Origin of the sequence: Marinobacter sp. EVN1 (assembly GCF_000475375.1) — a bacterium.
Taxonomy (GTDB): Bacteria; Pseudomonadota; Gammaproteobacteria; order Pseudomonadales; family Oleiphilaceae; genus Marinobacter; species Marinobacter nauticus.
Map to the genome: position 1 here is coordinate 58,591 of NZ_AXCB01000005.1, position 23,293 is coordinate 81,883.

Below are 23,293 nucleotides of genomic sequence, written 5' to 3' on the forward strand. Positions count from 1 at the left end.
CTTAGCGGTACCGGCTCTGGTCCAGCGTACTGAGCCGGTCCGGATGGAAAACCATCAGGCCAGTGACAAAGGTGCCGTTGATGAAGCCCTCCGGAATCATGAACAGCGGCAGATACCTCAGATACTCATGCACCAGTTCATCAAAACTGTAGGTACCGCTGCTCCATAGCATCAGGCACATCACAATGCCCGCCGCGGCAACCGACAGACCGGCTCCGAAAAAACCACAGAAGAAGATATAAGCGAAGAAGTTACGGAAGTTGCGCCGCCGTTCCCACAACATGATGCCATGGCTGACCAGTGCCGGGACCATCACCGTAATCAGACCGTTGGCGGCAAACATCAGTAATGGCTCGCGCCCGGTGATGACGGTGATCACCAGAGCCAGCAGGCCCGCCAGCACGGCCAGAGCCCAACCCAGCATCAGAGTAATCACCGTGATGCCAAAGATGTGAATCGCCAATCCTGGTGAAATACCTGCCCGCAACTGCCAGACAAAACCCAGAATCACCGCAGCACCGAAAAACGAATGCTGAAGAGCGTTATCCTTGCGCAAGGCGGACCAGTCGACAGAACGCACCGCGTTCAACAGAATCACCGCAAACAACACGGCGGTGATCAGCCATTGACTGGTGGAGAGCAGGTTGTCGGTCATTCCCATGGCGATTTACCGGTGCGGGTGCGATTGGAAATACGGGGCAGTGTCTACACATACCCCATACACCGTCAATGGGATCACACCCTTCAGGTCAAGCCGCCAACGCCGCCCGGTTCGTGAGCGCCTGCCAGGCTTCATAAGTGCTCAGGAAGATGCGTCCGCCCAGGTGTTCCAGCAACTCCGTGCCTTTGAGCCGGTCCATGACCGGGCCCTTGATTTCCGAGAAATGCAGACGCACCCCGGCGTCGCGCAGCCGTTCGTTAATCGCTTCCAGGCTTTCCAGGGCTGAGGCGTCAATAAGGTTCACCGCCGGACACACCAGCACCAGATCGGTCAGCTCCGGCTCCCGGGTAACCAGATCCATCACGGTTTCTTCAAGGAAACGGGCATTGGCGAAATACAGGCTTTCATCCACCCGCAGGAAGGTAACTTTGGGACAGAGTTCCACCTCATGGCGCAGCACGTTGCGGAAATGCTCGGTGCCCGGCACCCGGCCCACCACGGCGCTGTGGGGGCGACTGGTTCGGTACAGGAACAGGCCAATCGATAACGCCACCCCGGCAATGATACCGGCTTCGACACTGTGACCAAGGGTAAGCAGGATGGTCGCCAGCATGGCCCCGAAATCGGTACGGGAATATCGGAAAGTGCGGCCCAGTGCCGGCAGATCAATCAGGGTGATCACCGCCACAATAATGGTCGCCGCCAGCGTCGCCTGGGGCAACCAGGCTATGGCCGGAGTGAGGAACAGAGTGGCCAGGGCGATGCCCACCGCCGTGTAAGCGCCAGCCGCCGGTGTTTCTGCGCCGGCATCAAAGTTCACCACCGAACGGGAAAAGCCACCGGTAACCGGCATACCGCCCGACAGGCCGGACCCCAGGTTGGCGGTACCCAGACCAATCAGCTCCTGGTCCGGGTCAATGCGCTGGCGCCGTTTGGCCGCCAGGGTCTGACCCACCGAAACCGATTCCACGAAACCTACCACACTGATCAGCAAGGCGCTGACCGCCAGTTGGGACCACAGGCCAAGATCCAGACTGGGCATGGTGAAGGAAGGCAATCCTGACGGTACCTCACCGACCAGTCGCACCCCCTGCTCATCCAGCCGCAATGCCCAGGCAACCAGAGCGGTGACGAGCACCGCCAGAATGGGCGCGGTCTTGGTCAGGATATCAGCCGCCCGGGGCGCCAGGCCGAGTCGATGCAGTACCGGTTTCAGGTACCGGCGCGACCACAACAGGAACATCAAGGCCCCGCCCCCGATCAACAGCGTGGGCACGTTGGTATTGCCCAGGGAAACCAGTAACGAGTGACCAATATCCAGCAAGTTGTGGCCATTGGCCTGGATACCGAACAGGTGCTTGAGCTGGCTGGCGGCAATGACAATGCCCGAGGCGGTAATAAACCCGGATATCACCGGATGGCTCAGGAAGTTAGCCAGGAATCCCAGCCGCAGAACCCCCATCAGGGTCAGCATCAGGCCAGACATCACCGCCAGCAAGATAGCTCCAGCCAGATACTCAGCAGTGCCCGCCTCGGCCAGTGGCGCCAGAGCAGCCGCCGTCATCAGCGAGGCCACCGCCACCGGGCCAACAGAGAGGGTGCGACTGGTTCCGAACACCGCATAGATCACCAGTGGCAGGATGCTGGCGTACAACCCGACCTGCGCCGGGAGGCCTGCCAGCAGAGCGTACGCCAGGGACTGCGGAATCAGCATAACGGTGACAATGACGGCAGCCACCAGATCACTGGTGGCCTGGTCGCGACCGTAAGATGGCGCCCATTGCAGAATGGGCAGATAGCGTTTCAGATTCATGCGCGGCTCAGAACAGGTTGACCGGTACCTTCAGGTACACCTGGCCGTTGTCTTCTGCAGACGGCATATGGCCCGCCCGCATATTCACCTGCACCGACGGCAGGATCAGCCTCGGCATATCCAGCGTTGCATCCCGCTCGGTGCGCATCTTCACAAACTCCTCTTCCGACACACCATCGTGCACGTGCACATTAGCCAGGCGCTGCTCGGCCACGGTGGTCATGTGCTGGTATTCATCACGGTCGGGTGCCTTGTAATCATGACACAGGAAAATGCGAGTCTCCGGCGGCAACGCCAGAACTTTCTGGATGGACTGATACAGAACCCGGGCATCACCGCCCGGGAAATCACAGCGGGCCGTGCCGTAATCCGGCATAAACAGGGTATCGCCCACAAATGCGGCGTCGCCAATCACATAGGTGAGGCAGGCCGGTGTATGGCCGGGCGTATGTAGCACACGGCCTTCGAGGCTGCCGATCGCAAAGGTGTCGCCTTCCTCAAAGAGCCGGTCAAACTGACTGCCATCGCGGGCAAACTCGGTACCGGCGTTAAAGGCCTTGCCGAAAATTTCCTGTACCTGAATGATTTTTGCCCCGATACCGGTTTTGCCTCCAAGCTTTTCATGCAGGTAGGGAGCTGCTGACAGGTGATCCGCATGTACGTGAGTTTCCAGAATCCATTCCACGATCAGATCGTTCGCCTGAATGTACTGAATGATCTCGTCGGCCGAGCGCACATCGGTGCGGCCAGCGGCATAATCGAAATCCAGAACCGAATCCAGAATCGCACAGACCTGGCTGTCGGGATCGCGCACGACATAACTGAAGGTGTTAGTGGGTTCGTCAAAAAAATGCTGAACGATGGGCTGGGTCATGGTATTCACCTCTGAAGTCGCCAGTTCTTTAATCTGATCTAAGGATATACTGAAACGATATATAAGGTGAAATGCTGTTTTCTTATATGCGCGATAATCCCGATGCATCAACCAGGCAATCCCGGCCCCCATCCTTGGCCTGGTACAGCCTATCATCTGCCCTGGCAATCAGTGCCTCCGGGGTGGCCGGCTCGTCTGTCAGCTCCGACACGCACACCGCCCCGGCACTGACCGTAACGGTTAATGCCTTGCCGTCGACCAACCATTCCTCCTCCCTTACTGCTTCCATGATTCGCATCACCAGGGTTTGCACATCCCTCTCGGTTACCCCGGTAAAAACCACCAGAAATTCCTCACCCCCGAAGCGGGACACCACATCGGTGGTTCTGGTATGGGCAAGCAGGACGTCGGTAAATCGCATCAATACCTGATCACCTGCCAGGTGGCCCAGGTTGTCGTTTATCCGTTTGAAGTGATCAATATCGAACATGGCCAGGCAGAAACGGTCGCCATGGCGATTGCTGGCAGCAAGGATCTCGTCCAGCCGGGGCATCAGGTAACGACGGTTATGCAGTCCAGTCAGGGGATCACGAATCGACTGGTTAAGCAGGTCCTCTTCCAGCCGGTTGCGCTCCAACGCACCGGACAACAGACCAGAGACAATAATCAACAGATCCGCCATATCCCGCCGCCAACTCCGCCGGGATAACGAATCCACACCAAAGAAGCCCATCACCTGACCGCGGATCCGGACAGGGACGCAGAACATGGAACTGACTCCCTGCTGCTCCAGCAATGCCCGCTCATTTTCGGCCTCAGGCGGCAAATCCGCAGTGTCCTCAATGAACACCACCTGGCTCTGGCTCTCCATCAGGCGAATCTGTTGCTGCCACCAGCGGAAATCGTCAATCGGCACCGCCTGCTGATCCGCCATCAACGATGGCACACCCGGAGCACACCATTCGTGGGTATTGGTCATGGTGGCAAGGTCCGGCGAAAAGGCATAGACGTAAGCGCGATCAACGCTGAAGAAGGCGCCGATGGATCTGAGCAACTCATCAATGCAGTCATCGATGGAGCCAAATCCGAGATGAATGAACTCACTGGAAAGCCGGGCAATCAGCTTCTGGAAACCCGCCTGGAACGAGAATTCCGCTTCACTATCCCGAAGATGCTGCTCCAGCTCCTTGTAGTGCTGAATGTTGTGGAACTGGCCGTACCAGAGGGTGCTGCCGTCCGGTTGCCGCTCCGGCACGGAATGGGCCTCGTACCATTGGTACTCGCCATTCTTCATCCTCAGCCGGGCGCGGTAACACCAGGGTTGCAGCGTTCGCACCGAGTGCAGGATGCTCTCACCAACGCCGGCCGCATCGTCAGGATGAATGACCCGGAAAACCGAATCGGCATTTTCCCGGAGCTTTTGCGGCTCGACGCCGAACAGTTCTTTTACCTGGTCACTAACGTAGGGATAGCGGTGGGACTGGTGATCGGCACTGAGCCAATAGGTAAACAGCACGCCCGGCACGCCGGATGCCAGCTTCTGAAAAAACCGGGCCGACAGGCCCTCTGGCTGCTCATCGTCGGGCTGGCTTGCCATAAATGGCCGGTCTCCCTGCTATTGTCTACACTGGTTTTTTTAGTGTAGTCCAGCCCGACAGTCGCGGCGAATGCGCTTCAAAGGCTGTCCAGGCGGGCCTTTGCTTCCGCCCGACGGCCGGCATCCGCCACTTCACGACCAGGTCTCGACGGGGCTGCCAACACTTTTTCAAGATAGACCCGTGCCCGTTGAGGCTCGTCCTGCTCCGCCAGAAAATCTCCAAAGAAGTAATTGGCATCAATACCTTCCGGGTTGATTGCCAGCGATTTCTGCAGGTACTTCCGGGCCATCTCATCATCCCCGAACCCCAACGGCCAGCCCGGCACCTGATAATACAGGCTACCCAGTGAGGTATAGGCTGAGCCATCCAGCGCCTCCGGAGCGATCTTCAGGGCCGCTTCCAGGGAGGCCCGGGCCTCTTTCACCAGTCCCAGCGCACCCAGGCCGCCTTTGGCGCCGGCGTAGGTACTGAGCACAATACCCTGCCAGATCAGCGGTTCGGCACGGCCCGGATAATCAGCGACAAAGGTCTCGGCCTCTTTGGCCAGTGCCTCAAATGCCTTTTCCTTATCATCTTCGGGCAACTGATACTGGATCTGCGCCCAGCGTTGCTGGATTTGGGCCAGTTCAGCCCGCATGTCCTGAGCCCACAGGGGCATGGCCATGACCCCCGCCAACACCATTACGATCCACTTCATGACACCACTCCTGAATCCAGAAAGCGCCGGATCACCGGCAGTTGTTTTAACATGGCTTTATCCACAAGCTTCGGCAGGATGCCGTTGATCACCACAAACAGTTTTTCCGGCCAGCCGAGAAAACGTCGGCGTTCATCTTTTTCCATCGCCTGAAGAATCTGGGCTGCGACAGCTTCCGGTGCGTCCATGGCATTGCCCAGGGCACGGTTCAGCTCGTTCACCGGCGCCGGGTTCATAGCCGTGGCCGTGGCTCTGGGCGCTACGTACACCACCTGCACCGGGGTGTCCGCCAGCTCCCGACGCAGGGCTTCGCTGAAGCCGCGCAGGCCGAACTTGCTGGCGCAATAGGCGGTGTAGCCGGGAAACCCGATGCTGCCGAAGGTGGACCCCACCAACACCAGGGCGCCCACGCCGGCTTTACGGAAACGAGGCACAAAATGCCGGGCCACCAGCATAGCGGAACGCAGATTGACCATAAGCTGTGCATCCAGGTCGCTGACGGCCATGGCATCCAGCGCCGCAAACCGGTTCTGGCCGGCGCAATGAATTACACCATCAATATCGGGATACACCTCACTCAACTGTTGAAGCTGTCGATCCAGCTCCGGGCTGGCCAGCTCCAGGTGTACCGGAGAAACGCCGGCGCGCTTTTCCAGCCGCTCCGGATGTCGGGTCGCAACGATCACCCGGGCACCGCATTCCACCAGCGGCCCGATCAGGGCCTGGCCAATGCCACCGGTACCACCCAGCAGCAGGAAGGTACGGTCATGCAGCCTCATGACGTTGCTCCTTGCCATGGGCCCGCAGCGGAATACTGTGAAGCATATCGCCGTACAGGCGATACACCATGCGCGCGGCCTCGATGATGGCCTGCTGGTCCTCCGGATCGGTGATGTCGTTCATCAGGTTGCGGAAGAACTCAAAGTGGTCCTGATCCAGGGCGCCGTGAGAGTACAGATAACTGAACGCCTGATTGGGCAGGCCCAGCTGTTTCTGGATGGCTTCACCCAGGGGCGTGGCCAGCTCAATGGAGGTGCCCTCCAGCACCTGAACCATGCCAAAAAAAGCCGCCGGGTTACCCCGCTGGATGCGGTCATACAGGTAGGCCACCATCAACTCGATGGAGGTATCGGGCTGGCCATGACGAATGGCTTCCTTGTCTTCGCCGCAGGCTTCAAGGTCGTTGAGAATCCACTCGTGGTGGCCGTATTCTTCCTCGATGTATTCCACCAGTGCCTTGCGCACGAATTCCAGCCGTTCGGGCAGCCGGCCACCACAGGCCATCATCAGTGGCACGGTGTGCTTCACGTGGTGATAGGCCTGGGTCAGGAACCAGGTGTAACCCTCAAGATCAAAGCGACCCTCGCGGATAGCCTGAATCACCGGGGCTCCGGTGACATGGGCCCGGGCCTGTTCAGTTTCGGATTGCAGTCGGTCAAAAAATGCCATGTTTGAGTCTCCTGGCGTTGTCTGTCGGATAGAAGTGCCCGCAGGCACTGAGAGATTCATGAATAAGGGAAAGGATTCGGCCATGAGCCTGGGCAGGTCCGCCTGAATCTGGTGCCGCACCGGGCGACCGTTGGCCGTGATGTGGCCCTCGGCCTGGGTCAGCCGTTGCCGGCGCAGGTACACGGCCTGCAAGCGGGCATAATCCGGCAAACCGGCATTCAGCAACGTCAGGGCCGCACGTATATCGTCAGGGCTTCGGTTATCCGTGATCACCACCAAAGCACCGGGTTGTGGCTCACCATCGCCAAATACCACAGCCTGAGCAGCCCCCAATGCCTGGACCAGTTCACTTTCCAGCCATTCCGGGCTGATGTTCCGACCAAAGCTGGTAATCAACAGGTTCTTTGCCCGACCGTTGATAGCCAGAAAGCCCTCTGTGTCCTGGTCGCCCAGATCGCCGGTATCGAGCCAGTCATCGGCTTGCGGCTCATCACCGAGATATCCCAGATGGGTATTGCCCCGAACCAGAATCCGGTGTTCGTTATCCACCTTTACCTGCACATGTCCCAGGGGCCGGCCCACCGAGCCTTCTCGCTCGGCTCCGGGCACGTTCAGCGCCACCACCGAGCCACATTCGGACAAGCCGTAGCCCTCGTACAGAGGCAACCCAATCGACCGTCCCCGGGCCAACAGGTCCGGCGATACCCGGCCGCCGCCGACCGCCAGGAAGCGAAACGAATCCGTTGTCAGCAATCCCTGCTCGCCGGCATTGACCAGCGCCATCGCCAGCTCAGGCACCAGAATCACGGAATGGGGGTGATGCCGGTTCAGGCCGGCCACCAGCTGGCCGAGATCGAGGCCACTGCTGCCGGTCATGCCCAGGGTCTGCAACGGGGCAACCGTCACCGTGGCGCCCATCAGCAGGGGCAGGTAAACCCCGGCAATGTTCTCCAGCAGGGTTGCCAGCGGCAGAATGCACAGGTGTTGCTCCAGCTCCACACCTTCCAGCCGCTGCTGCAGCGCACCGGCGGTCGCCGCCAGCTGCTGCGCCGACAGGCACACGCCCTTGGGGGTACCAGTACTGCCGGAGGTGAAGGTAATCTTGGCGGTGTGTTCCGGCATCCAGGAGGCAGCAGGGGACACCGGCAAATGTCTCAGCCAGACGCCATGACCGATCATTTCCGCCTGTTCTGCTTCGCCACTGAATACCAGGGCATCCAGCCCGGCCCGCTGAATCAGGTGCTCGGTCTGGCTTCTGGAAAAAAACACCGGCACCGGTACACACACCACGTCCGCCATCAGACAAGCCAGGTCCGCAACCACCCAGGCCGGGGTGTTGTCGCCACACAGGCCTATGCGTTTCACGCCCAGGCTCCGCAACTGCTCGGCCACCAACTGCGCCGCCCGCCATAGCTGCTGATAACTGAAACTGGCGTCTGGCCCCTGCAGTGCAATGCGCTCCGGATGTTGCCGGACCCGCTGAGACAGGAGATCAGGCAAGGCGGCCATAGGCACCTCCCAGGTCCGCCTGCGGTTTATCCTCGACCGCAACAACCGGCTGCACCAGCTTCAGCAAGCCGGCGGCGCGCAAGGCCGCCATACCATCAGCGACCTTGATGGTCATCACCACTGGATGATGGTCGTAATAGCGACCCCAACCAGCGCCGCCATCCGGCAATTTTGAAGGGTCGGCATCCGCCAGCACCTGCGTGGCGATGCCGAGCCGATGGAAACTGTTGCGCAACTGGTCGGTACCGGTACACACCACCCAGTCATAGCCGGCAGCATCCAACCACACTGAGAGCGAGGCGAACAGATAGCGGCTGACCCCGGCTTCCACCCCGGCCAGGTGGGCAATTTCGGCAATACCGCTGCGTCTGGTTCCCGGTTCCGGCATCAGTGTTTGCACCGGCACCGACAGGTAATCCTCCAGAAAAAGCCGTTCCTGTTCCGCATTGCGCACGCCAACGGCGGCCAGCAGCGTTCCCTGAGCGGTTGTCAGGGCCAGAAGCCGTGGAATACGCAGGGAAGGCTCGGCCCCGTACGCGTGGAGGAAGCGGCGCCGAATGAAATCCGACACCGTGTGGGCCAATGGCGTATTGGACTGGATTTCGCAAAACCACCGGCCAGCACAACGGACGGCCGGAACCAACTCCCCGGAATCCGGAGGACAACAGGTCGACATTGTTAACGGATCAGTCATGGCTGCCTTCTCTCTGCTTGCTTTTCCTGGCCCAGACGGACGCAGGGTCATGGCTGACAGATTAGAAAGGCTGGCTTAAACCAGTCTTAAGACGGCACCACAGAAACCTTAAGAGCGCCTTAAGGTTTCTGTGCCAGCACGGTTAAGGCTCACTTAAGAAAGGAGGGGTAGATTGCGGCCAACCTCGGGGCTATCCCGAAAACAATCGACACAGACGCAAACACCTATGCCCAAAGCTCGCCATTTTTTTCAACGCCGACTTGCCCGTTTTCTTGCAGCCGGCGGACTGGCCACGCTGTTGCATTGGCTGATGATGGGCCTGCTGGTTCAGGCCGGGCTTGACCCCAGGCTAGCAACAGCAACCGGAGCCACGGCCGGACTGGTTTTCAACTACGTGGCCCAGCATCAGTACGCGTTTGCCTCGAACCTGCCGCACCGAGTCGCGATGCCGCGATACCTGGCGGCAGCCAGTCTGGGCTGGACCCTGAACCTTTTCAGCTTCTCCGTTCTCAGCCTGGCTGGCCTCAAAGTCCTGTCAGCACAGTTCCTGGCCACGGCACTCGTCACGGTTGCCAATTACTTCTTTGCCAAGAGGTTTGTTTTCCATGAAAAAACAACGCTCAAGCTCCCCTGAACCTATGCTGAGCATAGTTATTCCGGTCCACAACGAGGCTGAAGTGCTCCCGGCCCTGCTGGCTCGACTCTGGACAACCGGGCAAAAGCTCGACGGCAGCTTTGAGCTGCTGTTTGTCGACGACGGCAGTCGGGATGATTCGGTCGCCATTCTGATGGCCGCCAGGCAACGGCAGCCAGAAATCCGTGTCTTGCAGTTGTCCCGAAACTTCGGCAAGGAGGCGGCAGTCTCGGCCGGCCTGGAGCACGCCCGCGGCGAGGCCGTGGTGCTTATGGATGCAGACCTTCAGGATCCCCCCGAACTGATTCCCGACATGCTTGCCGAATGGCGCAAAGGGGCCGATGTCGTGCTGATGAAACGCCGATCCCGGGCCGGCGAAAGCTGGCTTAAACGCATCACGGCCAGCCTTTTCTATCGTCTGATCAATCGGATCAGCGATTCTCCGATTCCGGTCGATACCGGCGACTTCCGGCTGATGAGCCGGCGCACGGTCGAGGCCCTGAACCGGCTTCCGGAACGCAACCGTTACCTCAAGGGCATGTTTGCCTGGGTCGGTATGCCCACCGTAACCCTGGAATTCGATCGCGACCCCCGAATCGCAGGCAGCACCAAGTGGAACTACCTGAAACTCGTACACCTGGCCATGGAGGGCATCACCTCATTCTCGACCCGACCACTGCGACTGGCCCTTGTGCTGGGCTTACTGGCCGCGGGGGCAGGCGGCACCGTTGGCCTCTGGGAGGTAATCCGGGCGCTGGCCTTCGGCATTTCAACACCGGGCTATGCCTCCCTGATTGCCATGATCACCTTCCTGTCCGGCGTCCAGCTTCTGTGTGTCGGCTTGTTGGGGGAATACATCGGGCGCATCTATATGGAAACCAAGCAACGCCCGGTCTTTATCGTGGCGGAAGATAGTCAGGAGACCATGACTTACATACAACCCATGCTGCGAGTGGCCGGCCATGACCAGAATCAGTAACACCTTGCTGTGGCTGCTGGTCTCGGTGCTTGCTGCCAGGCTCGGCCTGTCTGCCTTGTTGCCGTTCGCGGACACCACCGAGCCCCGCTACGCGGAGATGGCGCGGATTATGGCGGAAACCGGCGACTGGATAACCCCCTGGTTCGATATTGGTGTGCCTTTCTGGGGCAAGCCGCCCCTGTCGTTCTGGACTCAGGCACTGTCATTCAAGCTGTTCGGCGTCAGCGAATTCGCCGGCCGACTGCCCTCCTGGCTGGCCAATGTCGGCATCGTCTGGCTGGTCTACAACCTGCGTCGCTACCTGCACCCCGACCCGCTCGGCCACGGAGCCAAAACTCAAGGGCTCTGGGCTGCGTTAATCTACGCCACTACGGCATTGGGCTTTCTGTCTGCCGGCACGGTAATGACGGATTCATTCCTGGCCCTTGGCACCAGCCTGACACTGGTGAGCCTGATCATTCGCCTGCAGGGGGGGCCGCCGCTCTGGGGCTGGCTGTTCTTCATCGGCCTGGCTACTGGCCTGCTGGCCAAGGGACCACTGGTTCTGGTGCTTGCTGGCCTGCCGGTGTTCCTCTGGGCGCTCACCTTCAACCGTTGGCAGACCCTCTGGCACAGTTTGCCCTGGGTGCGCGGGCTGGCCCTGACCCTGCTGATTTCAGCCCCCTGGTATGTTCTGGCGGAGCTGAAGACACCTGGCTTCCTCGATTACTTCATTGTCGGCGAGCACATCAAGCGTTTTGTGGTCAGCGGCTGGCAGGGTGATCTGTACGGCAGCGCCCACGATTTCCCCCGGGGCACGATCTGGCTCTATCTGGTGCTTGCCAGCATGCCCTGGGGGCTTGTCGCGGTGGCTGGCGTGCTTCGCAACCACTGGCGCGACGCTCCCAAGCTGCAGCAATGGCATACTGGCGAACAACATGTCAGCGCGCTGGTAATCCTGGCCGCGGTGGCACCGGCCGTGTTCTTTACCCTGGCCGGTAACATACTGTGGACCTATGTGCTGCCGGGACTGCCATTTGTGGCTGCGCTCGCCTCCGGGTTACTGGCAGCAGACACCGGCCGACGCTTAAAGCGCTCCGCCATAGCCGCCCCCCTGTTCATCCCCTTACTCGGCTCAATTGCCAGCGGCTGGGTCTACCTGCATCCGGAGCAACTGAAAACGGAACGGGAGCTGGTGATGACCGCCAGCCAACTGGCCGGGCGTTCATCGGCCAGGCTTGTGTACACCGGCGAACCGCCATTTTCGGCCAGGTTTTACAGCGCAGGCAGAGCCGATAGCATTGACGTGGAAAGTCTTCGTCTTCAGCTCGCGAATGGAACTCTGCGGCGACCTTTGGCGGTGGCCGTGGGAAAAAACCAGCATGACTTACTTGGCCAGTTGCAGCAGATTACCGATCCGGTCGACGAAAACCGGCGTTACAAGCTGTTCCTGCTGGAACCGATGACCAACAATACGGCTGGGAACAGTAATTCGGACCGCAAATTGCCCGCATTCCATTACACTGAAAAACACCAGCAACCTTTGAGCTAAAAACCAACCGGATGGCGTAGCCAAATGCGCATACTTCTAACCGAAGACGATCACCCACTGGCCAACACCATGCTGAGCATGCTGCGGGACGGCCAGAATACCGTAGATTGGGTCGATGATGGCCAACAGGCTCTGAACGCCTTACTGAACGAGAGCTTTGACCTGGCCATTCTTGACTTGACGTTACCCCGTGTCGATGGCCTGGACATTGTCCGCCAGGTGAGGGAGCAGGGCGTAGAGTTGCCCATCATCATCCTGACTGCGCGGAGCGAACTGACCGAAAAACTACAGGGACTGGATGCAGGGGCAGACGATTACCTGACCAAGCCCTTTGCCATGTCAGAACTGAAAGCCCGGATAAGGGCGGTTACTCGCCGCCGCTCAGGCACACGAGTCTCAGGACTCAAGGTGGGGCGACTCGTGCTTGATCCGGACTCTGCGCAATTGCAGGTAGGCACAGAGACGTTCGTGCTACCCCGTAGCGAACTGCAGATCCTTCACTATCTGATGCGGCACCCTGATCAGGTGGCAACCAGACGACGTTTGGAGGAACAACTTTACGGCTGGGATCAGGGTGCCGAGAGCAACGCCCTGGAAGTTCACGTTCACCATCTGCGCCGGCGGCTGGGTAAGCAGGCCATTCGCACTGTGCGCGGCGTTGGCTACATGCTGGACAGCAAAGCAGCCTCGGAAGGCCAAGAAATATGAGCCTGACACGGAAGCTGATTCTGCTAATTACCAGCACTGTTTTTATGATCACTCTGATCGCGGCAGGCTGGGGGTTCTATGTCAGCAATCACCAGTTGGACGAACTGTTCGATGCGGAGCTGGCACAAAGTACCCGGATTGTGCAGGGGCTGGTGGAACATCTCTCGAGCACTCAGTCTATCGAGCAGTTAGCCTTTACGCTGTCGAAAACTCTCGAATTGCCGGACGCATTATTTCAGGGCGATGAAGAAGAGGACGAAATTCTGCCCGACGGTGCCGGGCATAAATACGAACGCAAAATCGCTTTCGAAGTCTGGTCTCCTGATCAACAACCTGTTCTGGACACGCTCCGGGCTAACGATGCCCAAGGCCTTGAGCCAGGATTTGCCTGGCAGGAAGCCGCCGGCTATCAATGGCGAACGTTTACCATTCGAGATCCATCGACCGGGTTCTGGATACGTACCGCCCAGCGAGAAGACGTTCGGGATGAACTGAGCCAGGAAATTGCACTGGGCAACGTACTGCCCTTTCTGTTGGCGTTACCTTTACTGGCCATAGCCGTACTGGCATCAATTCAGGTGAGTTTCAAGCCTTTGAGAAAGCTCGAAAAACCGGTTCGGAACATGGCACCGGAGAACATCCATCCCCTCGACGATCGTCAGGCTCCGAAAGAAGTAGCTGGATTGGTGCACGCAGTCAACGGCCTGTTGAGACGACTGAATCAGGCTCTGGAACGTGAACGCCGCTTCTCCGCTGATGCGGCACATGAGCTGCGAACCCCATTGGCCGCGCTGCGCCTGAATCTGGAGAAAGTTTACGGTGACAACCCCGAACAATATGGAGACCTTATCCAGGCCGTAGACCGAATGGTTCATCTGGTCGAACAAATGCTGTTACTGAGTCGGGTGGACTCCGGCGCTCAGTTTCCGCCGGAGCATCACAATCTTTCCGCCATTCTGGAACAAAGCATCGCAGATGTTGCACCGCTGGCGCTAAAGAAAAACATAGAGCCGGTGCTCCAGGACGAAACAGGTCAGTCCCTGATTAGCTGCCATCGTGCCCTGATTAACACCCTCATGCGCTCCTTGCTGGCCAACGCCATCCAATACAGTCCGCCTCATACCATAATCACCACCAATCTCGTTCCCGCAGGTGAAGGCTACGCCATTTCGGTTTGTGACCAGGGTCCTGGAATTCCCGCGGAGGAGCGTGAACGCGCACTCAGCCGGTTTGTGCGACTGGATCAACGTAAAGGAGGAGGCGCAGGGCTAGGGCTGGCGATTGCTCGGCGTATTGCAGAGCTCCATGGTGGCCATCTAATCCTGGCAGACAGAGCAGACGGTCAATCCGGGCTTTGTGTGCAAGTATGGCTGCCAGCACGATGCCCGGCGCTCACTAAACGCTCTTAAGATTCGGTTAAGCTTTAAGGCAGATAATTCTTCAAGGCATAAACCGCACAGCAACGCGGTTTAGTTTACATCTTGGAGAATACCTCAATGTCTCAGCATAGCACTCTGTCACTGGTCATTCCTGCAAAAAATGAACAGGAAAACATAGCAAAGCTGCTGACCGAGACCTTCAACGTCATGAGGGATTACCCGGGCTTTGAAGTCGTGCTCGTGGACGATGGCAGTTCCGACCAGACACTGGCAACAGCTCGTCGCACTGCCGAGGCTTTGGGGGGCAGGCTATTGGCGGTTCGACATGAACAGAGCATCGGACAGAGCGGGGCACTGGCGACCGGTATCCTTCGCGCCACAGGCCAACTGATTGTGACAATGGACGGAGATGGTCAAAACGACCCCGCCGATATTCCAGCACTGTTGCAACAAGCGAACAGACTCCACAATCCCGACTTTTGTATTGCCGGCTATCGCAGAAATCGGAAGGATACAGCATGGAAACGTTTCCAATCACGCCTGGCTAATCGTATTCGCAACGCCTTTCTACATGATGGAGTTCCCGATACAGGCTGTGGACTGAAGCTGTTTCCCCGATCGACCTTTCTCAAACTGCCGTGGTTCGATCACGCCCATCGGTTCATTCCCGCGCTGGTGAAAGGCGCGGGAGGCGAAATCGCCATTGTCGAGGTCAATCATCGCCCAAGAATGGCCGGGATTTCCAAATACAATGCCTGGAACCGTGCATGGGCCGGAATCGTCGATATGATCGGCGTTATGTGGTTACTTCACCGCACACGAGTTCCTCAAATTGCAAACCTAGAGGATCCGAACAACAGTCGACCGGCAACGGAACGGGCTTGATATGGCTTCGGGACTGCGCTGGCTATCTTTCGCCATCCTGGTATTAACAGGCTATCTGACCATGAGCGGGGACTGGTTCGGTTTTCTGACCGATCAGGAGCGCGTGGCAGATTTCCTGAACAGTAATGGGCTGGCAGGACTTTCAGCCATTACGCTGCTCGGTGCACTTTTCACTGGATTCGGAGCCCCCAGACAGGTCCTCGCTTTCGTTCTGGGATTTGCCGCAGGCAGCATTCAGGGTGCGATCCTATCGACTATCGCTACAGCCATTGGCGCGACAGGCTGCTTTTTTGTCGCACGCTGGCTTTTGCGAAAAGCACTCCTGAACCGTTTTTCAGATCGCATGCAACGTTTTGACCTGCTGTTCACGGAAGGCACTCTGCTCAAAATACTCATGATCAGGCTGTTGCCGGTAGGCAGCAATCTTGTCACCAATCTCCTCGCCGGGTGTTCCGGGATACGATTCGTCCCATTTTTGTTGGGCAGCGTTCTTGGCTACCTGCCCCAGATGGTGATCTTTGCAATGGCCGGCGCAGGGATTGGCCAGGCCCGTCTCGATCAGCTTGTGGTAAGCGCGGTTCTGTTCGCGCTGGCAAGTGCCATTGGCGCTTACCTGTATCACAACCAGCGCAATCAGACCCTTGCTGATTCCGTATCTGACCCCTCCTGAGTTGCGATTATGACACTCGACTTCCGTCTTCGGCGTTTACCCGACACCTTATTCAATCTGCCGTACAACCGATTGTTACTGGTGGTACTGGCCTTCGCGGCACTCATGATTCTGACCGGCATCGGGTTACGCTCTCCGTGGCCCGCCGACGAACCGCGATTCGCCGAAGTCGCCCGGGAAATGGTGGCCTCCGGGCAATGGCTGCTGCCCATGCGGGGCGGCGAACTCTACCCGGACAAACCACCGGTGTTCATGTGGGCCATCGCCTTTTTCTACTGGCTGACCGGCAACCTGAAAATCGCGTTTCTGCTGCCGAACGCCCTGTGCAGCCTGCTAACCCTGGGCCTGGTGTTCGATCTGGGCACACGCTTGTGGAACCAACGCACCGGCGCCATTGCCGCACTGCTGCTGATGGTGGCACCCCAGTTCCTGATTCAGGCCCAGCGAGCCCAGATTGATGCCATGGTGGCCTGCTGGATCATGGTGGCCTGTTACGGTCTGATCCGGCATTTTTTCGTGCAGCCGTCCTGGCGTTGGTATTTCGTGGCCTGGGCCTTTATGGGGCTTGGCATTATTACCAAAGGGGTTGGCTTTCTGCCCGCCTTGCTGTTCATTCCGATACTGGCCCTGAAACTGCAGGACACTTCTCGGTTTCAGGGCACACTCCGCTGGCGCTGCGCCCTCGGCCCCCTGGTCATGCTGGCCGTTGTGGCAGCCTGGCTGGTGCCGATGGTGCTGGCCGTCAGTCACCTGGGCACGGACGAGGCCCTGGCCTATCGCGACAACATTCTGTTCAAACAGACCGGTGAGCGCTATGCCGATTCCTGGGGGCACATTCAGCCCTGGTATTACTACGTCGTCAGCGTGATTCCCTCGCTGTGGTTTCCGCTGCCGCTGCTATTCCTGGCACTGCTGCGGCCCATTCGTGAGATTCTCAAACACAGGCTGGACGTGGTGGTTCTGCTGGCGTGGGTCGTGTTGGTGGTGGCATTTTTCAGCCTGAGCCCGGGTAAACGCGGGGTCTATGTGCTCCCGGCTTTGCCGGCACTGGCCCTGAGCCTGGCCCCGGCATTGAGTGGACAAAACCCGGCACGCTGGTTCGGGGCGGTCATCAGTGTTCTGCATCTGCTGCTTGGTGCAGCCTTGATCATCCTGGGCGTCCTAGCCTGGAATGACCACCCTCGTCTGGTGGAAAAGGTCGCTGACTACACCCAGGATCCGGCTCGACTGCACGAAGCCGGCACCCTGTTGTTCACCCTTGGTTTTATCTGGGTCGCAAGTCTCATGGCGTTCTGGCGCTGTCGGGCACTCGGGCGCTGGTTCATTGCCCTGATGGTGAGTTGGCTGGTGTTCACAACCTGGGGTTATCGGATTCTCGAGCCATTGCGCACACCCAGAAATGTGCTCGCCGCAGCCGAGCAGTTCGTGCCTGCCGGCGGGCAGATTGGCATGATTGATTTCCGTGAACAGTTTATTCTTTTCTCGAAGCGGGATTTCACTCATTTCAGCTTCTTCAGTTCACTGGAACAGGAAGATCGTAATGCATGGGTCTGGATGAAGAAGACGCCAGACAGTTACCTCATTGTGGCCGATCGGCATGCTCTGTCGTGCTTCACCACTGACGGCGCAAAATCAATTGGCACCGCTCACCGGGATACCTACGTGCTGCTGAGCGACCAGGACATGACTGACAGCTGTGAACCACCGGACAAGGTGACACGCTTTACCACCGAAAACCCCGGGAAGTGGTTGGACTGATGCAACCCTGAGAACACCGCAAATTTTGTTGGTCTCACGTACAATGGGCGCTTTTGAATTCTCAAGGAGGCGCCCTTGCTCCCTCGCTCGCAGATTGCACAAGAATGGCAGGCCTTCTGGCTGGCCCTGGGCTTCCTGACTCGTATCCCAATGCTCGTTCGGATTGATTACTCCCAGCGCCTGATGAACCAGAGCAGCGTTTATTTTCCCCTGGTGGGCCTTCTGCTCGGCCTTGGCTATTGCGCCGCCTACTTTCTGTTCTCATTGGTGGCCAGCCCGCTGGCGGCCATTATCCTGGTAGTTATTCTGCACCTGTTTATCACCGGGGCCTTCCACGAAGATGGCCTGGCCGACAGTGTTGATGCTCTCGGGGGCGGCTATACCGTGGAAAAACGTCTGGAGATCATGAAAGACAGCCGGATCGGAACCTATGGCACGGTGGCACTGGTGATGGCCTTGCTGCTGAAAGTAGCTCTGCTGGCTGAGGCTGAATTGATCTGGCTTGCGTTGCTGGTGGCACCTGCGGTTTCCCGGCTAACACCACTGATATTGATGGCCTGCCTGCCGTACGTCACTGACCCCGACAAGAGTAAATCCAAGCCGGTGGCAGACGGTTTCTCCCGCAGCCGTTTGCTGGCGGCCGCGGGGTTTGTGTTGTTGCTGGCAGCCGGATTATCACTCTGGCAGCCGTTACTGATTCCCGCAGCCATAACGGCCGTCCTGCTGGTTGCTGTGTTCTGGGGCAGCTATCTTCGTAGCCAGCTTGGCGGCTACACCGGCGACACCCTGGGCGCAGCTGTCGTGTTCAGTGAACTGGCGCTGTTGCTGTTTCTCTAACGTGGGGGCATCGTCAGTTATCCACCGTGAAGGACACTATCCGGGACAGGTGGCTGATGGGCATTTCCGTCTCTTCGTGCCAACGGTTGAACGCCTCCTGGGCCTGGCTCATGCCTTTCTTGCTGGCCGGTGAGGCATCCAGTATTCCGGCCCGGGTCAGGGCGGTAACCACATCGTGGGACAGGATAAAACCATCCCAACCCACCCGGCGCAGGAAGTACTGGGCTGAGTTCCCCCCCAGACGCTCACCGTTACGCTTCAGGTAGAGCAGCAGCCCCACCTGATCGGTCGACGGCCACTGGGCCAGAAACTGACCAAAGCTGCCATGGTCTTTCGCCACATCCATGATCATCCGGGCATTTTCCGGCACGGTCCGGATCTTCTGCATGTTGCGAACGATACGCTCGTCTGTAGCCAGCTGCTCGAGCACTTCTGGCGGCACCTGCTGCCAGTAGGCGGGCACAAACCCTTCGAAGGCCGCCTCAAAATCCGGCCACTTGTTCTCGATTACCCGCCAGACAAAACCAGCCTTGAAAATGCATCGGGTGATCTCGGACAGGTAACGGTCGTCGCCGATCTCCGCCAGACGATGCTTTTCGGTGACCGGAGGCAACAGGGATTTCAGGGCCTGCTCGCCACCCTTCCGGGCCATGGCCTGCTGGTAAAACACAGAAAACTTCATAGACCCTCCACAGAGATCCCCAAATTGGGACTTAAAGAGCCCAATATGGGATTGAAAATACCCAAATCAGGTACTAAAGTACCCATATTGAGACTCATGAGATGCGACCTGACCATGCCCGGAACCAGTATCGGTGACGCACTGTTTACCAAAACCCAACAGCGCCTGCTATCGCTTATCTACGGCCATCCAGACCAGAGCCTGTACCTGAATGAACTGGTACGGCTAGCAAATATAGGGCGCGGCACCGTTGTCCGGGAGCTGGCCAAACTGACCGATTCCGGTCTGGTCGTCATGACCCGCCAAGGCAACCAGAACCACTACCAGGCGAACCCGGACAACCCGATCTTCGATGAGCTGAAACACATCGTCCAGAAAACCTTTGGTATTTCCGATGTGCTCCGGAATGCCCTGGCGCCACTGGCGGATACTCTCGAACAAGCGTTTATCTACGGTTCCGTGGCAAAAGGGGATGCCCATGCGGGCAGCGATGTCGATGTCATGCTGATCGGCCACGATCTCAGTTACAGCGAGGTTATGGAACTGCTGGCCCCCGCCGAACAACAATTACAACGAACCATCAATCCCACGTTATACTCTCCCGCCGAGTTCGAGCAGCGTATCAAAGACAATCAGAGTTTTGTCACCCGGGTGCTGGACCAACCCCGCCTCGACCTCCGCTTCAGCCACTGAGACAGGACACATTGCATGGAAGCACTCGATAATCTGGTCAGGATCCGACGACTCAAGGCAGAACCACCTGATGCCCGGGAGTTCGAAGGCATGCTCAAGGCTGCCGACACCAAGCTCCGGGACGCCTGCATTGAGGGATTGTCTGAGGACAGCCAGTTCTCTCTGGCTTATGGCGCCGCCCACGCATTATCGCTCGCCGCCCTGAGATGGCACGGGTATCGTTCCGAAAGCCGTTATATTGTCTTCCAGTGCCTGCAACACACCATTGGCTTACCCAATGCCAAATGGCGCGTGTTGGACAAGTGTCATTCGGCCCGCAATCTGGCCGAATACGAGGGCCACATGGACGTGAACCCCCAATTGCTGAAGGAGCTGATTGCGATCACTCGCGAGCTGCAATCACTGGTGAGGGATCTGCCGCCAATAGGAAACTGACGTCCATCCCGATGTCAGACCTGCTTTAACCGGGCCAGCAGGGACTCCTGATCAAGGGCGCCACCCCAGGTATTACCATGTACCAGATCTTCCAGCGGCAGCCGGGAACGCCAGCCTTTGGACTGTAATTCCGGTTGCTCCAGGAATTCACTGACATAGCCCAGGCAGAGATAGGCCAGTGGGTATACATGATCCGGTAACTGCAGGATATTCGACAGTACATCCTGATCCAGGATGCTCACCCAGCCCACGCCAATGCCCTCGGCCCGTGCCGCCAGCCAGAGATTCTGCACCGCCAGGCAGGTGCTGAACAGATCCATTTCCATAATGGAATTACGCCCCAGGACATTGGGGCCGCCGCGGGATCGATCACAGGTGATGCAGAGGTTGATGGGGCTTTCCAGAATGCCCTGCAGTTTCAGGCTCCGATAGGTTTGCTGGCGCTCGCCGGTGTAGTTTTCCGAGGCCTTTGCGTTTTCATTGTTAAAACTGTCCAGCACCTGCTCGCGCACCGCCAGGCTGTCGATCACGATGAAATCCCAGGGCTGCATGAAGCCGACCGACGGGGCGTGGTGGGCAGCTCTCAGGATGCGCGCCAGAACCTCCTCCGGAATGGCATCCGGCAGGAACTGGGAGCGCACATCCCGGCGCTCGAAGATGGCCCGGTACAAGCCTTCGCGCTGGGCATCGCTGAAGGGATCATTCGGGTTACTCACAACTGCAACAGCCTCCTTAACCGCTCTTTGTCCAGGCACTGATCCACCTGATCGGCCAGGCGATCAAGCTGCTGCAGACGGTGACGCTGGTAGTCCACCGACTGCTCGCCCTGTGTTTTAAGGCCTGCCCAGGCCAGAATGGCCTTGCAGGCGGCTGGCTCGTCGAAGACGCCGTGGATATAGGTACCCGCCACCTGGCCATCCGCACTGACGGCGCCATCCGGCCTGCCTTCCAGCTCTGCAAATGGGCGCACCAGCGCCGCGCCTTCCGTGACACCGTTGTGCATTTCATAGCCTTTCAGGGCGCCTGTCACCACCGTGCTGGCAATATGGGAGGTCAGCCCGCCATTTACCATTCGAAGCTGCTTGCCCGGCACCATACGGGTAACCATCTCGAACAGGGCCAGGCCCTTCGTAGTGCCGACTTCACCTTCCAGCCCTTCCGGGTCTTCCACTTTAAGCCCCAGCATCTGGAAGCCGCCACAGATACCCAGTAGCTTGCCGCCATACCGCAGGTGTTTCTGGATGGCCTCCGGCCAGCCTTGTTGCTTCAGCCACTGCAGGTCGTGCCGGGTGCTTTTGCTGCCGGGCAGGATAACAAGATCGGCTGGCGGAATGAGTTCATCCGGCCCCACGAACACCAGGTCAACGCCCGGGTGGAGTCGCAACGGATCAAAATCGTTGTGGTTGCTGATCCGGGGCAATACCGGCACCACCACTTTCAGGGCGCCGGCCTCGCTGGTGCCGGCGGCACTGACGCTGTCTTCGGAGTCGATCACTAACCCGTGCAGGTATGGCAAAACGCCGAACACCGGCTTGCCCGTGTGTTCCGTCAGCCAGTCCAGCCCGGGCTCCAACAGCGCAATATCACCCCGGAACCGGTTGATGACAAAACCCGCCGTCCTGTCCCGCTCACTGTCGGAAAGCAACGCCAGTGTGCCCACCAACTGGGCGAAAACACCGCCCTTGTCGATATCCCCTACCAGCAACACCGGACAATCGGCGGCTTCGGCAAAACCCATGTTGGCAATGTCGTTGGCCCGCAGGTTGATTTCCGCGGGGCTGCCGGCGCCTTCGGCGATGACCACATCGTAGCGAGCGCTCAGATCCCGCCAGCTCGCCATCACCGAATTCATCGCCTCAGCTTTGTAGGCGTGGTAATCCAGAGCATCCATATTGCCATGGACCTTGCCCCGCAAGATCACCTGGGCGCCGCAATCGCTCTGGGGTTTCAACAACACCGGGTTCATGTCGCTGTGGGGCTCCAGGCTACAGGCCAGCGCCTGTAACGCCGTGGAACGGCCAATCTCGCCGCCATCCACGGTGACTGCACTGTTCAGGGCCATATTCTGGGGCTTGAATGGCGCGACTGAGACCCCCTGCCGGGCCAGCCAGCGACACAGCGCCGCCACCACCGTGGTTTTGCCAGCATCCGAGGTGGTGCCCTGCACCATCAGGGTGGGCATTTACAGCTCCACACCCTTCTGGGCCTTGATGCCCTGATCCTTGAAGGCATGTTTGACCACACCCATCTCGGTGACCGTATCAGCCAGATCAATCAGTTCCTGCGGAGCCCCGCGACCGGTGACCACCACATGCTGCATTTCCGGACGGGCCTGCAGGTCGTCCAGCACCCTATCGAGATCGATGTAGTCGTACTTCAGGGCGATATTCAGTTCATCCAGCAGTACCAGGTCATAGCTGTCATCGCTCAGCATGCTTGCTGCAACTTCCCAGGCATCGGTTGCGCTCTTCACATCCTGTTCCCGGTTCTGGGTATCCCAGGTGTAGCCCTGTCCCATGACGTGGTAGGTGACGTTCGGCAGCTCCCGGAAAAACGCTTCCTCACCGGTGCTGAATGCGCCTTTGATAAACTGGACGATGCCCACTTTCATACCGTGGCCCAGAGCCCGGGCCACCATGCCAAAGCCGGAACTGCTCTTGCCCTTGCCGGGGCCCGTGAGCACCAGCAACACGCCCTGTTCTTTCTGGGCTCTGGCAATGCGTTCCTGCATGATCTTCTGTTTTGCTGCCATGCGCCTGGCATGGCGTTCGGGGTCTTTGGCGCGTTCACGCATGATGACTCTCCTT

At 58.7% G+C, this 23,293-nt stretch carries 23 protein-coding genes; 11 read left to right on the forward strand and 12 right to left on the reverse strand.

The window, feature by feature from the left end:
* Window position 1 precedes the first annotated feature (1 nt).
* The 8 genes from Q674_RS22395 to Q674_RS22430 form a co-directional block, all read right to left on the reverse strand.
* Window positions 2-661: an energy-coupling factor ABC transporter permease gene (locus Q674_RS22395; protein WP_023007782.1), complete on the reverse strand. Its 660-nt coding sequence runs from the start codon at window positions 659-661 to the stop codon at window positions 2-4.
* A gap of 88 nt (window positions 662-749) precedes the next feature.
* On the reverse strand, window positions 750-2,474 hold the full coding sequence (locus tag Q674_RS22400; RefSeq protein ID WP_023007783.1) for a SulP family inorganic anion transporter: 1,725 nt from the start codon (window positions 2,472-2,474) through the stop codon (window positions 750-752).
* A gap of 7 nt (window positions 2,475-2,481) precedes the next feature.
* The gene (locus Q674_RS22405) at window positions 2,482-3,348 is read right to left on the reverse strand and encodes an MBL fold metallo-hydrolase (protein WP_031209589.1); all 867 of its coding nucleotides are present in this window, start codon (window positions 3,346-3,348) and stop codon (window positions 2,482-2,484) included.
* A gap of 82 nt (window positions 3,349-3,430) precedes the next feature.
* Window positions 3,431-4,945 (reverse strand): diguanylate cyclase, encoded by a 1,515-nt coding sequence (locus tag Q674_RS22410; RefSeq protein WP_023007785.1) that lies wholly within the window; start codon window positions 4,943-4,945, stop codon window positions 3,431-3,433.
* A 77-nt stretch (window positions 4,946-5,022) separates the two neighbouring features.
* On the reverse strand, window positions 5,023-5,643 hold the full coding sequence (locus tag Q674_RS22415) for a tetratricopeptide repeat protein (RefSeq protein ID WP_023007786.1): 621 nt from the start codon (window positions 5,641-5,643) through the stop codon (window positions 5,023-5,025).
* Entirely contained in the window at window positions 5,640-6,422 is a 783-nt protein-coding gene (locus Q674_RS22420) for an SDR family oxidoreductase (RefSeq protein WP_022993394.1), read from the reverse strand. The genes Q674_RS22415 and Q674_RS22420 overlap by 4 nt, the downstream gene beginning before the upstream one ends.
* Window positions 6,409-8,601: an AMP-binding protein gene (locus tag Q674_RS22425; protein WP_023007787.1), complete on the reverse strand. Its 2,193-nt coding sequence runs from the start codon at window positions 8,599-8,601 to the stop codon at window positions 6,409-6,411. The genes Q674_RS22420 and Q674_RS22425 overlap by 14 nt, the downstream gene beginning before the upstream one ends.
* Window positions 8,585-9,295 carry a thermostable hemolysin gene (locus Q674_RS22430; protein WP_181861270.1) on the reverse strand — a complete coding sequence of 237 codons (711 nt, stop codon included), beginning with the start codon at window positions 9,293-9,295 and terminating at the stop codon, window positions 8,585-8,587. Before Q674_RS22430 ends, Q674_RS22425 begins: the two co-directional genes overlap by 17 nt.
* 226 nt (window positions 9,296-9,521) lie before the next feature.
* Between Q674_RS22430 and Q674_RS22435 the strand changes: the two genes are divergently transcribed.
* The 9 genes from Q674_RS22435 (at window position 9,522) to cobS (ending at window position 18,676) form a co-directional block, all read left to right on the forward strand.
* The gene (locus Q674_RS22435) at window positions 9,522-9,929 is read left to right on the forward strand and encodes a GtrA family protein (RefSeq protein ID WP_011783843.1); all 408 of its coding nucleotides are present in this window, start codon (window positions 9,522-9,524) and stop codon (window positions 9,927-9,929) included.
* Window positions 9,901-10,908, forward strand: a complete 1,008-nt coding sequence (locus Q674_RS22440; protein WP_036149969.1) for a glycosyltransferase family 2 protein — start codon at window positions 9,901-9,903, stop codon at window positions 10,906-10,908. The genes Q674_RS22435 and Q674_RS22440 overlap by 29 nt, the downstream gene beginning before the upstream one ends.
* Entirely contained in the window at window positions 10,892-12,439 is a 1,548-nt protein-coding gene (locus Q674_RS22445) for an ArnT family glycosyltransferase (protein WP_023007789.1), read from the forward strand. Before Q674_RS22440 ends, Q674_RS22445 begins: the two co-directional genes overlap by 17 nt.
* A 24-nt stretch (window positions 12,440-12,463) precedes the next feature.
* Window positions 12,464-13,147 (forward strand): response regulator transcription factor, encoded by a 684-nt coding sequence (locus Q674_RS22450; protein ID WP_022993398.1) that lies wholly within the window; start codon window positions 12,464-12,466, stop codon window positions 13,145-13,147.
* On the forward strand, window positions 13,144-14,556 hold the full coding sequence (locus Q674_RS22455) for an ATP-binding protein (protein ID WP_011783839.1): 1,413 nt from the start codon (window positions 13,144-13,146) through the stop codon (window positions 14,554-14,556). Before Q674_RS22450 ends, Q674_RS22455 begins: the two co-directional genes overlap by 4 nt.
* Before the next feature lie 87 nt (window positions 14,557-14,643).
* On the forward strand, window positions 14,644-15,411 hold the full coding sequence (locus Q674_RS22460) for a glycosyltransferase family 2 protein (protein WP_011783838.1): 768 nt from the start codon (window positions 14,644-14,646) through the stop codon (window positions 15,409-15,411).
* 1 nt (window position 15,412) lies between these two features.
* Window positions 15,413-16,081 carry a TVP38/TMEM64 family protein gene (locus Q674_RS22465; RefSeq protein WP_011783837.1) on the forward strand — a complete coding sequence of 223 codons (669 nt, stop codon included), beginning with the start codon at window positions 15,413-15,415 and terminating at the stop codon, window positions 16,079-16,081.
* 9 nt (window positions 16,082-16,090) lie between these two features.
* Window positions 16,091-17,839 (forward strand): ArnT family glycosyltransferase, encoded by a 1,749-nt coding sequence (locus Q674_RS22470; RefSeq protein WP_011783836.1) that lies wholly within the window; start codon window positions 16,091-16,093, stop codon window positions 17,837-17,839.
* A 75-nt stretch (window positions 17,840-17,914) separates the two neighbouring features.
* Window positions 17,915-18,676 carry an adenosylcobinamide-GDP ribazoletransferase gene (cobS, locus tag Q674_RS22475; protein ID WP_011783835.1) on the forward strand — a complete coding sequence of 254 codons (762 nt, stop codon included), beginning with the start codon at window positions 17,915-17,917 and terminating at the stop codon, window positions 18,674-18,676.
* 13 nt (window positions 18,677-18,689) lie between these two features.
* Here cobS and Q674_RS22480 read toward each other — a convergent pair whose 3' ends face one another.
* Window positions 18,690-19,358: a DNA-3-methyladenine glycosylase I gene (locus Q674_RS22480; protein ID WP_023007790.1), complete on the reverse strand. Its 669-nt coding sequence runs from the start codon at window positions 19,356-19,358 to the stop codon at window positions 18,690-18,692.
* Between the two features lie 114 nt (window positions 19,359-19,472).
* Here Q674_RS22480 and Q674_RS22485 point away from each other — a divergent pair, with 114 nt between their 5' ends.
* Window positions 19,473-20,051 carry a nucleotidyltransferase domain-containing protein gene (locus tag Q674_RS22485; protein WP_023007791.1) on the forward strand — a complete coding sequence of 193 codons (579 nt, stop codon included), beginning with the start codon at window positions 19,473-19,475 and terminating at the stop codon, window positions 20,049-20,051.
* A 15-nt stretch (window positions 20,052-20,066) separates the two neighbouring features.
* Window positions 20,067-20,486: a hypothetical protein gene (locus Q674_RS22490; RefSeq protein WP_023007792.1), complete on the forward strand. Its 420-nt coding sequence runs from the start codon at window positions 20,067-20,069 to the stop codon at window positions 20,484-20,486.
* Window positions 20,487-20,500: 14 nt separating this feature from the next.
* Here the strand turns inward: Q674_RS22490 and bluB are convergent, their stop codons facing one another.
* From bluB to cobO, 3 genes are read right to left on the reverse strand one after another with little or no spacing between them, the layout of a single operon-like run.
* On the reverse strand, window positions 20,501-21,202 hold the full coding sequence (gene bluB / locus Q674_RS22495; RefSeq protein WP_023007793.1) for a 5,6-dimethylbenzimidazole synthase: 702 nt from the start codon (window positions 21,200-21,202) through the stop codon (window positions 20,501-20,503).
* Window positions 21,199-22,668 carry a cobyric acid synthase gene (locus tag Q674_RS22500; RefSeq protein WP_023007794.1) on the reverse strand — a complete coding sequence of 490 codons (1,470 nt, stop codon included), beginning with the start codon at window positions 22,666-22,668 and terminating at the stop codon, window positions 21,199-21,201. The genes bluB and Q674_RS22500 overlap by 4 nt, the downstream gene beginning before the upstream one ends.
* On the reverse strand, window positions 22,669-23,280 hold the full coding sequence (gene cobO / locus Q674_RS22505) for a cob(I)yrinic acid a,c-diamide adenosyltransferase (protein ID WP_011783832.1): 612 nt from the start codon (window positions 23,278-23,280) through the stop codon (window positions 22,669-22,671).
* Window positions 23,281-23,293 lie beyond the last annotated feature (13 nt).

What these genes read in the sequence shown, in the direction of transcription:
- Q674_RS22395 (WP_023007782.1), bottom strand. Translation starts at nt 661, where the DNA reads ATGGGAATGACCGACAACCTGCTCTCCACCAGTCAATGGCTGATCACC.
- Q674_RS22400 (WP_023007783.1), bottom strand. Translation starts at nt 2,474, where the DNA reads ATGAATCTGAAACGCTATCTGCCCATTCTGCAATGGGCGCCATCTTAC.
- Q674_RS22405 (WP_031209589.1), bottom strand. Translation starts at nt 3,348, where the DNA reads ATGACCCAGCCCATCGTTCAGCATTTTTTTGACGAACCCACTAACACC.
- Q674_RS22410 (WP_023007785.1), bottom strand. Translation starts at nt 4,945, where the DNA reads ATGGCAAGCCAGCCCGACGATGAGCAGCCAGAGGGCCTGTCGGCCCGG.
- Q674_RS22415 (WP_023007786.1), bottom strand. Translation starts at nt 5,643, where the DNA reads ATGAAGTGGATCGTAATGGTGTTGGCGGGGGTCATGGCCATGCCCCTG.
- Q674_RS22420 (WP_022993394.1), bottom strand. Translation starts at nt 6,422, where the DNA reads ATGAGGCTGCATGACCGTACCTTCCTGCTGCTGGGTGGTACCGGTGGC.
- Q674_RS22425 (WP_023007787.1), bottom strand. Translation starts at nt 8,601, where the DNA reads ATGGCCGCCTTGCCTGATCTCCTGTCTCAGCGGGTCCGGCAACATCCG.
- Q674_RS22430 (WP_181861270.1), bottom strand. Translation starts at nt 9,295, where the DNA reads ATGACTGATCCGTTAACAATGTCGACCTGTTGTCCTCCGGATTCCGGG.
- Q674_RS22435 (WP_011783843.1), top strand. Translation starts at nt 9,522, where the DNA reads ATGCCCAAAGCTCGCCATTTTTTTCAACGCCGACTTGCCCGTTTTCTT.
- Q674_RS22440 (WP_036149969.1), top strand. Translation starts at nt 9,901, where the DNA reads ATGAAAAAACAACGCTCAAGCTCCCCTGAACCTATGCTGAGCATAGTT.
- Q674_RS22445 (WP_023007789.1), top strand. Translation starts at nt 10,892, where the DNA reads ATGACCAGAATCAGTAACACCTTGCTGTGGCTGCTGGTCTCGGTGCTT.
- Q674_RS22450 (WP_022993398.1), top strand. Translation starts at nt 12,464, where the DNA reads ATGCGCATACTTCTAACCGAAGACGATCACCCACTGGCCAACACCATG.
- Q674_RS22455 (WP_011783839.1), top strand. Translation starts at nt 13,144, where the DNA reads ATGAGCCTGACACGGAAGCTGATTCTGCTAATTACCAGCACTGTTTTT.
- Q674_RS22460 (WP_011783838.1), top strand. Translation starts at nt 14,644, where the DNA reads ATGTCTCAGCATAGCACTCTGTCACTGGTCATTCCTGCAAAAAATGAA.
- Q674_RS22465 (WP_011783837.1), top strand. Translation starts at nt 15,413, where the DNA reads ATGGCTTCGGGACTGCGCTGGCTATCTTTCGCCATCCTGGTATTAACA.
- Q674_RS22470 (WP_011783836.1), top strand. Translation starts at nt 16,091, where the DNA reads ATGACACTCGACTTCCGTCTTCGGCGTTTACCCGACACCTTATTCAAT.
- Q674_RS22480 (WP_023007790.1), bottom strand. Translation starts at nt 19,358, where the DNA reads ATGAAGTTTTCTGTGTTTTACCAGCAGGCCATGGCCCGGAAGGGTGGC.
- Q674_RS22485 (WP_023007791.1), top strand. Translation starts at nt 19,473, where the DNA reads ATGCCCGGAACCAGTATCGGTGACGCACTGTTTACCAAAACCCAACAG.
- Q674_RS22490 (WP_023007792.1), top strand. Translation starts at nt 20,067, where the DNA reads ATGGAAGCACTCGATAATCTGGTCAGGATCCGACGACTCAAGGCAGAA.
- Q674_RS22500 (WP_023007794.1), bottom strand. Translation starts at nt 22,668, where the DNA reads ATGCCCACCCTGATGGTGCAGGGCACCACCTCGGATGCTGGCAAAACC.
- cobO (WP_011783832.1), bottom strand. Translation starts at nt 23,280, where the DNA reads ATGCGTGAACGCGCCAAAGACCCCGAACGCCATGCCAGGCGCATGGCA.